Below are 11,168 nucleotides of genomic sequence, written 5' to 3' on the forward strand. Positions count from 1 at the left end.
AAGTAAACCCGGAGTCCGCGTATGACCATTCCTTCGCATATTATTGATATGCTTCACAAAGTTCGCGCGAGATTTCAGATCGAACCAATACAAGAACGTATGTTGCCCAGCGACGCTGAGTTCACAACACTACGCCCAGTGCGCAAGGCCAGTGTGTCTTCGGTCGAAAAATACTGGAATAGATTACAAGAAACCGCATCACCAATGGACCAAAACGCATTAGCAGATCCGTTGACGATGGCTGATCCAGATGTGTTCAGCGCCAATATTGAAAACTTTATCGGCACCGTAAAAATGCCCGTCGGGGTTATTGGCCCATTGCGTATCAATGGACTGAACGCGCATGGGGATTTTCACGTTCCTATGGCCACAACCGAAGCCGCATTGGTCGCGTCATATGCGCGTGGTGCCTATGCATCGACAAAATCCGGCGGGATTAGTACCGCATTGTTATACGAAGGGGTGATCCGCACCCCTGCATTTGTTTTTGACGATCTGCTGAATGCAGGCATGTTTGTCGAATGGGTCGTGAACGAAATCGAACCGCTAAAGGCCGCAGCCGAAAGCACCACCCAGCATGGAAAACTGGTTTCGGTGGAACCAGTCGTCGATAATAATATCGTCTTTCTGATCTGCCGCTACACCACTGGAGATGCAGCAGGCCAAAACATGGTGACAATAGCGACAAATGCTTTGTGTGAAAACATTGCAGCCCGATGCCCAATCACGATGAAAGCATGGTACATTGAAGGTAATTTCTCCGGTGATAAGAAGGCGTCATTTCTAGGTTTGGTGACTGGACGTGGAAGAAAGGTCAGCGCTTCGGTGACGTTGACAGCCGAAGTTGTCGAAAAAACACTCGGGACAAGCGTGCAGGCAATGTTGGACTATGGCCAAGTTGCCAATCTTGGTTCGCATTTATCTGGACAATTGGGCGCACAAGCGCATTTTGCGAATGGGTTGGCCGCGCTGTACATCGCAACCGGCCAAGATGCGGCCTGCGTCGCCGAAAGCGCCATCGGCATAACCCGGATGGAGCCACGCGGTGATGATTTGTTTTGTTCCGTAACCATGCCCAACATCTTGGTTGGGTCTGTAGGCGGCGGAACATCTTTGCCCAGCCAATCTGCCGGACTGAACATCCTTGGGTTAAAAGGAGCTGGTAAGGGTTCAGCCTTGGCAGAGGTCGCGGCAGCAACCTGCCTATGTGGTGAAATATCGATTGTCGCGGCAATTGCCGCAGGCCATTTTACGCGCGCACATGAAAACTTGGCCCGTCACAGATGAATTTATCAGCGCTTTGGATCTATCAACAAGAACGGTTTCCACTGTCTAAAACAGTACCGCTGTTGGCAGTGTTTTCCGCTGCCAGCCTGTGCGTATCTGCCGAACTAGCGGACCGCCCTTTGCCCAGCTTGGGCGGGTTCACTGCCGGTTTTGTTATCGCGATGCTTTTGTTCTTTCAGATGCGTGTCTGTGATGAATTCAAAGACCTAGAAGATGACAAGAGGTACCGCCCCGATCGCCCTATTCCTCGTGGGCTTGTTTCGCTGCGCACGATCATCACGCTTGGGGTCGCATCGCTACCGGTCACTGCATTTACAGCTTGGGCGTGGCATCCTAGGGTCTTGTGGCTTTTGGTTTTGGTTTGGCTATGGCTTGCTGCGATGACCATTGAATTTGGTGTTCCAGCTTGGCTTAAGGCGCGACCAATTCTTTATTTGCTAAGCCATATGGCCATTATGCCGCTTATTGACCTTTTACTGACCGGCCTTGAGTGGGTTCCGGGCGGCGGTGCTGCGTTTGGGTTGTGGCTATTTTTGGCGCTATCGTTCGTAAATGGCTGCGTGTTGGAAATCGGTCGCAAGCTGTGGTCACCACAAGATGAAATAGTCGGCGTCGACACGTATTCCGGCCTATGGGGACCAGTAAACGCAGCTCGTATTTGGTCGATTATTACATTATTATCTTTCGCATTACTGGCAGCAGTCGGGGCCGCGACGGACACGTTTTGGCTGAACGCCATTATTGGCGGTATTGGCGTTGCTATGTGTCTAAAAAGCGCCGCCGAATACTCCAAATCACCGACACCTAAAGCAGCCAAGCGCATCGATACGCTTGCCGGGTTTTGGGTTTTTGCATGTTATGCGATTGCAGGATTCACCCCGATATTACTAAGGCTATTTTGATGTCTCAAATCATTACCCAAGACGAAGCCACGGATGTGCAAACCGTTGGCGGAAAGGCGGCAGCCCTTTCTAAACTTTGCAACTTTGGATTTCATCCGCCCGCGTTTTTCGTGATCCCGGCCGAAGCATTTGCCCAAAACAATCAGCCAGATGGGCTTGATGCTGCTATCGCAAAACTGGGGAATGGGCCCTTCGCCGTCCGCAGCTCTGCGCGCCAAGAAGACGGTGCAGATCACAGCCATGCAGGCCAGTTTGAAACCGTACTGAACGTTGCCTCCGCTGATGTGCACAATGCTGCGAAACAGGTCTGGCAGTCGGGGTTTTCCGAAACGGTAGCAACCTACAGGGCCTTAAAATCCGGAGGTAAACCCGAAGCGCCAGCCGTTATTGTACAGACCATGATAGACGCGGTTACAGCAGGTGTAGCGTTTTCAGCTGACCCGGTGACAGGCCAACGTGATCACGTCGTAATCTCGGCAATCGCAGGCCTGGGGGAGCGTTTGGTATCTGGCGAAGAAGATGGTGAAGACTGGGTTGTCGGCACAACTGTCGTCGGTCCTGCGCAGCCGCTGGTGTTGACGAAACAACAGGCCATGCAGGTAGCTGAACTGGCACGCAAAGCGGAAGTCGCCTTTGGCGTGCCGCAAGATATCGAATGGGCCTTTAATGAGGATGGATTGCACATTTTGCAATCGCGCCCAATCACAACCCCGCTTTTACCCGCGCCCATGCCAGACACGGCTTGGACGATCTTTGACAATTCCAACATCGTCGAAAGCTATCCCGGTATGGTCAGCCCTTTGACCTATTCATTTGCGGTTCATGTCTACACACGCGTTTACCAAGCATTCGTATCCTTATTGGGGGTGCCCGAGCCGACAATCGCAGCCAATTCGGCAGTCTTTGGCAATATGCTGGGCCGGGTTGATGGCCGCGTTTATTACAATCTGGTCAACTGGTATCGCGCGCTGGCCTTACTACCCGGGTTTTCGTTGAACCGGGCCTATATGGAAACGATGATGGGTGTCGCAACGCCCATGCCCAAAGAAGTGACAGATGCCGTCGGACCGCCACCTGCGACGGGCATTGCACGTGTGCTTGAATATGCCCGGTTGATAAAGGTTGGCGGTGGCCTGATTTGGCAGGCGGTCCGGCTTGCGCGAACAAAAGCCCGCTTTTACGAACGTTTAAATGCTGCGTTGAACAGTGGATTTGATGCCAGCACCGCAGGACCGACGGCGCTCGCGGAAGAATATCGTAGAATTGAAAGCACCCTTCTCGATCGTTGGGATGCACCTCTTGTGAACGATTTTTTGTGCATGATTGCCTTTGGGGCGTCACGCAACCTGATGGAAAAATGGCTGGGTCCGCAGGGGCTCCTCTTGCACAATGACGTTATGATTGGTCAGGGCGATATCATCTCAGCAGAGCCTGCCCAAAGGATCGCAAAAATCGGAGAGATGGTGAATGATGCCGGAATTACAGACGAACTTCGGGAACATGGCATCGCTGCAACTGCTAAGCATCCAAAAATCGCGTCTGAAATTCAGTCCTATCTCGATAAATTCGGGGACCGCTGCACCGAGGAATTAAAACTAGAAAGCATTCCGCTAAGTGATGATCCATCAAGCTTGCTACAGGCCATCGCGGCAAGCGCGACACGGCATCATATGGTAAGCCACGATAAAAACGAACCAGATTGGGCAACATTATTTCCCCAAAACCCAATCAAACGCTTTGCTGCAAAGAAAATTATCAACTGGACGAAAAATCGCGTCCGTGACCGCGAAAATCTACGGTTTGAACGCACGCGCATCTTTGGTCATACGCGCCGGGTCTTTTTGGCGCTCGGTAAAGAGTTCGCAGCCCGTGGTCTACTGGCCGAACCGCGCGATGTTTTCTATTTAACCACGCAAGAAGCACTTGGCGCAGTCGAAGGGTTTGGACTGTCTGCTGACCTAAAGTCATTGGTCGCCTTACGCAAAGCCGAAGACACCGCTGCAACACAACGCCCCGACCCACCCGAACGGATCGAATTAAGGGGGCCAGCAATTGCGCCGATCTGGAACGATGACGCCCCTGTAGAAATGGAGGCCACAAATCAACGCACCGCGACAGGCTGTTCAGCCGGTCAAGTGACGGCGCGCGCGCGCGTTATTCGTGATCCACGGACAGAAACGCTTGCGCCCGGCGATATTTTAGTCGCGCGCCACACCGACCCCGGATGGATCGCGGTTTTTTCCAACGCCTCTGCGATTGTCGTCGAACGCGGTTCTTTGTTGTCACATTCAGCAATCGTCGCGCGGGAATTGGGCATTCCGTGCGTCGTTGGATTAAAAGGCGCGACCCAATGGATTTCAGATGGTGAAATGATAGCGGTCAATGGGGCCACAGGTCAGGTGGAGCGGTGCGATGCCGACCTCTGAAATAGAAACAAAAGCAGCATTTTATTACATTCGCTACGCCCAACTTTGGGAGGATGCAGATATTCTCGCCGAAGGGCTTGGGGAATGCGCAGGTGCCACGCTGGTGTCGATTTGCTCGGCGGGAGATAACGCGCTGGCGATGTTGACGCTCGACCCGTCCAAAGTCGTTGTCGTCGATCTGTCACCTGCGCAAATTGCCTGCCTCAATCTGCGAATTGGGGCGTTTCGCAATCTAAACCACACAGAGTTTCTTGAACTAATGGGTGCGCGATCCAGCACGCGCCGCGATGTGTTATTGGCAAAATCCCTTGCGGGATTAAATAGTGACACACAGGAGTTCTGGAAAACCCTCACCGAAGACGTCGTAAAATACGGCGCAGGTGGCGTTGGTAAGTTCGAGCGCTATTTCCGCATTTTTCGCACCCGTTTGTTACCCTTGGTTCATTCAAAAAAAGCAATTGATGCAATCTTTGTTTCGCGACCTAAGGTTGAACGTCAGATGTTTCTAGATACGCGTTTTAACACGTGGCGTTGGCGTTTACTGTTGAACGTATTCTTCTCTCGATTTGTGATGGGACGGATGGGCCGGGATAAAGCATTTTTCGATCACGTCGAGGGAAGCCCAGCACAGCACGTTGCGCGGCGCATTCATCACGCGGCAGTCGACTGTGACCCTGCAGAAAATCCTTATCTACACTGGATCATGAAGGGCACCCACGGCGCAGCGTTGCCGATGACATGGCGGGAGGAAAATTTCGAAGTAATTAAGGAAAGACTGGATCGTGTGGAAATCAGGCCCGGATCGCTCGAGGCATTTATTTCGACCGGAGAAAAGGCGGATGGCTTTAACCTCTCGGATATTTTTGAATACATGTCTCCTGATGTCTTCGCGCAGGTCTATGAAACCATCCTAAGCGCGTCAGCTCCGGGGGCACGATTGGTATATTGGAATATGATGGCCCCACGCCGAGTACCACCAGCCTTTGCAAATCAGGTAACAACCCTTAGTGCTTTAGAAAACCGCCTAAAAGCCCGCGACAAAGCATTCTTTTATTCCGACTTTGTCATCGAACAGGTAGACGGATGAACCCGGCTTTGCAGATTGCGTTGGCGCTTGGCTCTGTGGCCATTTTGTTGGGCTTGATGGCAGTCGTACGCCACTATGCAGATGTTTGGCGAATTGGCGCGGAAGTTCAGCGCAAATTGATACATATCGGAACTGGACTGTATGCCCTGTGTCTACCTTGGCTGTTTCCAGATCATTGGCCGGTGTATTTCCTTGTGGTGCTAACGCTCGTTGTCATGCTGGTACTTCGTTTGCCCAATTCGCGATTAGGCGGAACATTGCATGGCGTAGAACGACGGTCTTATGGGGACCTCCTGCTTGCTATTTCGGTTGGCCTATGTCTGTTTTTGGCCGGGGATCAACTGTATCTCTACGTATTGCCAATTGCTGTTCTGACATTGGCCGATGCCGCCGCTGCACTGGCAGGTACCACATACGGCACGCAGTTCTTTCGGGTAGAAGACGGAGAGAAAAGCATCGAAGGCAGCGTCGTCTTTTTTGTTATCACTTTATTGATATCAATCGTCTGCCTGCTCACGATGACACCCTATGCACCGCTAAATATCATTGTCATCTCATTGATGGTCGCGGCATTTGGCACCTTAGTCGAGGCCACGAGCTGGCGCGGCTTTGACAATCTGTTCCTACCTATCGGGCTTCTGATCTTCTTGGCTGTCCACGCCGCCAGCCCATTGCCAAACTTGATAGCCTTAGCGCTATTATTTGCGATCAGCATTGTCGCGTTCAAGGCGATTTCGCCAAAAATCGGGCTGACGAACCATGCATCACATGTATACGTCACGACAGTTTTTATACTACTCGCTGTCACTGCTGTCCAAAACGCGGTGATCCCGATACTTGTGCTTGCGGCCCACGCTTGGAGCCGAAGTTCAGCACCCTGCGAAGGCAAATATCCAGATCTAGACATCGTCGCCGCGCTGGCCCTGATCAGTTTGGGCTGGCTGATATTGGGCAACGCCACTGAATGGAATGCGATTTCCTTTTACGGAATATCAGCAATCGGAATGCTCTCGGCGCTGTGTGCATTGGCGGCCAGCGCACAGAGCACTGTCAGGCGCATCGTGATATTGTCAGGCCTTGCTGCAGCTATCGTTTCTATACGAAAAGTGACCATTGACTTAAATCCTGACAATACAAATTGGAACGGTCCAATGTGGCCGATGGTAGTCGCGAACCTTGCCTTAGCAGCGGCGATCGTCACGCTATTTCCACAGTTATTTGCACGTGCTCGGGTCACCAAGATTACGATAATATCTCTTGTGATCCCACTTTCCACTTATTTATATTCGGTCGGTTTTTCAGGACTTTTGACATGAAAAAACAAAGCTTTCACATCGATGGTGCAAAGGTAACCGTCTATTTGGATGGTCCTGCATGGGATGGAAAACCATCTGCGACCCTTGGTGCATTTAGCTGTAAAACAATGCAAAGTGGTACGTCTGTTTTAGCGCAGGCAATTTCATTTGTCCGCGATCAAGGCCTAAACCAAATAATTGGCCCGATGGACGGCGATACATGGCACAGCTATCGCTTCGTGACACAGACTGACGGCAGCCCAAGTTTCTTACTTGAGCCCGGTAACACCCCCGATGCTTTGGAGGTTTTTAAAAAGGCTGGCTTTACCGAAATCAGCGGCTATTTTTCCGCACGCGTTCCAGTGGTAAAAACCGCATTAACGACACCCACAGCCACGACCGATTTCACGATTGAGGCATGGAATGGAACGCATCCAGAGGCGCTTTTTGATCAAGTTTTCAACTTGTCCACTCAGGCCTTTGCTCGCAACGCATTTTTCAAGCCAATCACGCGCGACGATTTTATGGCGATGTATATGCCCATGGTGCCGATGCTAAAGCCAGAGCTTATCTTCTTCGCCAGACAGCCCGATCAGACCTTGGCTGGATTTTTGTTTGGCACTCCCAACTACGCAGAGGGTCCAAAGCCAACAAGCGCAATCTTAAAGACCTATGCCAGCCTAAGCAAAGGCGCTGGGCAACACTTGGCGCATGCCTTTCATAAAGCTGCCGCTGCTGAAGGGTACGAAACAGCCATTCATGCTTTAATCCATGATGACAACCTATCCGCAATACGTAGCGCATCAGAGGGCGCAGACATTTTTCGACGTTATGGGTTATTTGGGTTGAAACTGAATGGATAACATCCTCAAAGACTTTGCCGCCGCCGTATCACGGCATCCGGATCGCACTGCGATCGTTGATGGCAAAGGACGCGAAATCAGCTTTCGACAACTTAGCGCTCGGGCCGAAGGCTTTGCGCAGTCGTGGCAAAAATCCGGAATTCGAAAAGGCGACCGCGTTTTATTGGCAATGAAACTAGACGCCGATCTTTATGCCGCCCTTGCAGCACTTTGGTCGCTTGGCGCTACGGTGATCTTACCCGAACCCGCGATAGGGCTTGCGGGCTTGCGGCATGCCGCAAAGGTATCAAACGTATCAGCGTTTTGCAGTTCAGGCATTTACGGCCTTCTAAAATTTGCCCTGCCCGAATTATGGCCGTTGCGTCATCTACGCCCGCGCGTCACCAATGAACGTCCACATGATCGGGTCCCCCCCGACGACGATGATATTGCTCTCATTTCATTCACATCAGGCACGACAGGGGTACCTAAGGCGATCCCACGCAGTCACGGTTTTCTAGCGGCTCAACATCAGGCCATCGCGCCCTTACTTAGCAGCGCGTCCCCTGAACGTGATCTTGTCGCGTTCCCAGTTTTTGTTTTGATCAACATCGCAAGCGGTCAGACGTCAATTTTACCGCGCTGGAAGATGTCGCGCTTAGCTAAACTAAGGCCAGACACGCTCGAACAATGGGGAATAAGCCAGAACGTTTCGCGCGTTCTTCTGCCGCCGTCAATTTGTGAAATACTAGCAACGACCCATATCCCTGATACGCTCCACACAGTTTTTACCGGGGGTGGCCCGGTCTTTCCGGACATTTTAGATAAACTAAAATCCGGAAAACCCAATTTGCGTATTGTTTGCGTCTATGGTTCAACCGAAGCAGAGCCAATCGCGCACTTAAACGCTGCAGAAATCAGAGCCGATGACCACACCAAGATGATGACTGGGCAAGGCCTGCTCGTTGGTCATCCAGTTGACGCAATACGGGTTCGTATTGCGAACGACGAAATACTTGTCGCGGGTGCACATGTTAACAGCGGCTATCTTGATCCAAACCATGACGCTGACAATAAAATCCATGAGGGCACAACGGTCTGGCACCGGACAGGGGACGCAGGTTATTTTGACGACCTCGGTCGGCTCTGGTTACTTGGTCGTATTGGGTCACAGGTCATAACCAAAGACGGGCACATTTTTCCATTCTCAATCGAAACCGCAGCGCGCAGTTGGGACGGCGTAAAACAATGTGCCCTCATTTCTCAAAATAGCGCCCCAACTTTGGTTATCGAAGGCGACACCACACATATGAAGTCTTGGAAGGAAATGGCCAACAGATTACGTGTGCCTATAGTCATTCCCTTTGCTAAAATTCCAATGGATAAACGGCATGGCTCTAAAATCGACCGAATGGCATTACAAAAGCTACTTCCCGCAGGCATCCCTATCGATTGATCCCCTATTCAGCGGCTCATGGCAAACATGAGCACGCTGGAACACACAAACCGATTCTAGTCTGGGATTGGCGTCAATGTCTGACTATTGATTAGAAAACAAAAGAGGCCAATTTATGTATCGCAGCAACATCCCCGTTATTTTAGCTTTCATGCTCGTCGCCAGTTGCGGCGGATCGTTCACGGACCGCACCGTGGTCAAAGGCGCAGGCCCCGACGAACTCCTAAAATTACGCGCAGGCCCAGGGCTTGGTTACAACGTCATATTAGGCTTACCCGATGGCACTTTACTCAATCGCAAAAATTGCGTGACAGAAGTCGGCCAGCTCTGGTGCCAAGTGTCCCTGTCGAACGCGCCTCAAGTCACAGGCTACGTATCCGCCGACTACCTACCCGGACGGTGACTGAAACTTTAGCAAACCTGAAACTTATGTCTGTCAAATTCACGCCGTGCAGTTTGTTTTAAGGCATGATTGCTCAACAGTCCCAAGAACACAAATTATCGTTCTGCAACGACACACGCAAAAAAGGGCGCCCCGTTGTAGGTATGCGCCCTTTCTTGCTTCTATTGTCTATCTAGTTAGAACTTCACCTCATAGATAACGCTACCACCGAAGGTCTCATTGTTGGTTTCGCCCAGCCCATCGTAAAGCACGTCAGCCGACAGAGTTGCACCTGACGACAGCATGAACACTGCCCCAACATCAACGCCCCAAACGGTACTTTTGTCGGTCGCGCCCGCTGTTCGTGTCTTGGAAAAAGCAGTGTTCACACCTGACGTCAACAGAACATCCACCGCCTCAAGCGCCAGCGGGTATTCAAAGCCAAGACCAAGGGTCGCTTGCGTCATCGTAACATCCTGTGCTGGTACTGTGTTGTCCGCGCTATCAACATAAGCATGCTGTTCATCAAGAAGATAAAGCACATCAACAGAAGGGATCATGACCAGACCACTGTCGAACGCGACGCTACCTTCGACCCCCATGGTGGTTAAGGTGCGCGTGCTTTCGAAATCATCCGTAGGAAGACCAGTCAGTGTGATTTCGTTTTGCGAGTTACCGCGCAAGACGCTCGCTGAGAAGATCAACGGCTGATCCGGAAGTTTCCCAACAACGTATGGCCCCACCAGATAACCACGACTTTCAATCGACGCATTGGTTAGCGTGGCTTCACTACGATCAACCTGCGCCATTGCCCCAATGATCATCGTGTCCGTTTTCACAACATGTGAACCTAGGCTCAGGTGGGCATAGGATTGCGTGTCGCCATTTTCGTCGCTCCAAAGCCCCATGACATCTGCCCACACCCGGGTATCTAGTCCGGTTGCAAAATCCAGATGCGCACGTGTTGACGTCCCGCTTGCGTTGAAACGCCCCCTACTACCGCCCATAAAGGCGGACAGTTTTGGCTGCGCACGTGACAGCAACCGGCCACGCTGGACTAAGAAGTTACCAATTTCCTCCGTTGCAATCCGAACAATCTCTGCCGCGATTTGAACCCGCGCTGAACTATCGTTCTGGTTTCCAGACGCATCCGTAACCGCGTTTGGTTTCACCTGAACAATAACAGAGCTCGTTTTATCAGATGGCGTGATCTGCACAGTATAGTCAGCACCGGCACCTGACAGGCTAGTTACCGATCCATGCTGCACGTCAAGATCTTCAGCTGCAAACCCTTCAACCGGCTCTGAGAATGTAACTGACAGCGAGAATGGCGAAACGCCATCATGCGATTCCGGCATCCCTGACAGGGTCACAGTCGGATTCGTACTGTCGATTGGCGCTGCAACCGTCACAGTCACTGTCGACGCAGTCGAATTGTCGATCCCGTCGTTCACTGTCAGTGAGAACGTCAGCACAACATCCGCATCACCA

General features: G+C 51.6%; 9 protein-coding genes. 8 read left to right on the plus strand and 1 reads right to left on the minus strand.

The window, feature by feature from the left end; genetic code table 11:
- Positions 1 to 21 precede the first annotated feature (21 nt).
- The 8 genes from CLV80_RS15395 to CLV80_RS15430 all read left to right on the plus strand — a co-directional run bounded on the left by CLV80_RS15395 (position 22) and on the right by CLV80_RS15430 (position 9,698).
- Entirely contained in the window at positions 22 to 1,287 is a 1,266-nt protein-coding gene (locus CLV80_RS15395; protein ID WP_106358832.1) for a hydroxymethylglutaryl-CoA reductase, read from the plus strand.
- A complete protein-coding gene (locus CLV80_RS15400) occupies positions 1,284 to 2,189 on the plus strand; it encodes a UbiA family prenyltransferase (RefSeq protein ID WP_106358833.1) in 906 nt (301 codons plus the stop codon). The genes CLV80_RS15395 and CLV80_RS15400 overlap by 4 nt, the downstream gene beginning before the upstream one ends.
- Positions 2,189 to 4,615: a PEP/pyruvate-binding domain-containing protein gene (locus CLV80_RS15405; RefSeq protein ID WP_165793400.1), complete on the plus strand. Its 2,427-nt coding sequence runs from the start codon at positions 2,189 to 2,191 to the stop codon at positions 4,613 to 4,615. The genes CLV80_RS15400 and CLV80_RS15405 overlap by 1 nt, the downstream gene beginning before the upstream one ends.
- Positions 4,602 to 5,702 carry a BtaA family protein gene (locus CLV80_RS15410; RefSeq protein WP_106358835.1) on the plus strand — a complete coding sequence of 367 codons (1,101 nt, stop codon included), beginning with the start codon at positions 4,602 to 4,604 and terminating at the stop codon, positions 5,700 to 5,702. Before CLV80_RS15405 ends, CLV80_RS15410 begins: the two co-directional genes overlap by 14 nt.
- Complete coding sequence (locus CLV80_RS15415) at positions 5,699 to 7,018, plus strand: hypothetical protein (protein WP_106358836.1); 1,320 nt, start codon at positions 5,699 to 5,701, stop codon at positions 7,016 to 7,018. Before CLV80_RS15410 ends, CLV80_RS15415 begins: the two co-directional genes overlap by 4 nt.
- On the plus strand, positions 7,015 to 7,860 hold the full coding sequence (locus CLV80_RS15420) for a hypothetical protein (protein WP_106358837.1): 846 nt from the start codon (positions 7,015 to 7,017) through the stop codon (positions 7,858 to 7,860). The genes CLV80_RS15415 and CLV80_RS15420 overlap by 4 nt, the downstream gene beginning before the upstream one ends.
- Positions 7,853 to 9,295, plus strand: coding sequence for an AMP-binding protein (locus CLV80_RS15425; RefSeq protein WP_106358838.1), 1,443 nt, complete (start codon positions 7,853 to 7,855; stop codon positions 9,293 to 9,295). Before CLV80_RS15420 ends, CLV80_RS15425 begins: the two co-directional genes overlap by 8 nt.
- 115 nt (positions 9,296 to 9,410) lie before the next feature.
- Positions 9,411 to 9,698 carry an SH3 domain-containing protein gene (locus tag CLV80_RS15430; RefSeq protein ID WP_106358839.1) on the plus strand — a complete coding sequence of 96 codons (288 nt, stop codon included), beginning with the start codon at positions 9,411 to 9,413 and terminating at the stop codon, positions 9,696 to 9,698.
- A gap of 176 nt (positions 9,699 to 9,874) precedes the next feature.
- On the opposite strand, the gene CLV80_RS15435 is transcribed toward CLV80_RS15430, so the two are convergent.
- Positions 9,875 to 11,168: Ig-like domain-containing protein (locus CLV80_RS15435; RefSeq protein WP_165793401.1), on the minus strand; the 1,294-nt coding region annotated here is incomplete at its 5' end.

Origin of the sequence: Yoonia maritima (genome assembly GCF_003003285.1) — a bacterium.
Lineage (GTDB): Bacteria > Pseudomonadota > Alphaproteobacteria > Rhodobacterales > Rhodobacteraceae > Yoonia > Yoonia maritima.

Excerpts from the sequence above, each read along its gene's own strand:
- CLV80_RS15395 (WP_106358832.1), top strand. The coding sequence starts at position 22 with ATGACCATTCCTTCGCATATTATTGATATGCTTCACAAAGTTCGCGCG.
- CLV80_RS15400 (WP_106358833.1), top strand. The coding sequence starts at position 1,284 with ATGAATTTATCAGCGCTTTGGATCTATCAACAAGAACGGTTTCCACTG.
- CLV80_RS15405 (WP_165793400.1), top strand. The coding sequence starts at position 2,189 with ATGTCTCAAATCATTACCCAAGACGAAGCCACGGATGTGCAAACCGTT.
- CLV80_RS15410 (WP_106358835.1), top strand. The coding sequence starts at position 4,602 with ATGCCGACCTCTGAAATAGAAACAAAAGCAGCATTTTATTACATTCGC.
- CLV80_RS15415 (WP_106358836.1), top strand. The coding sequence starts at position 5,699 with ATGAACCCGGCTTTGCAGATTGCGTTGGCGCTTGGCTCTGTGGCCATT.
- CLV80_RS15420 (WP_106358837.1), top strand. The coding sequence starts at position 7,015 with ATGAAAAAACAAAGCTTTCACATCGATGGTGCAAAGGTAACCGTCTAT.
- CLV80_RS15425 (WP_106358838.1), top strand. The coding sequence starts at position 7,853 with ATGGATAACATCCTCAAAGACTTTGCCGCCGCCGTATCACGGCATCCG.
- CLV80_RS15430 (WP_106358839.1), top strand. The coding sequence starts at position 9,411 with ATGTATCGCAGCAACATCCCCGTTATTTTAGCTTTCATGCTCGTCGCC.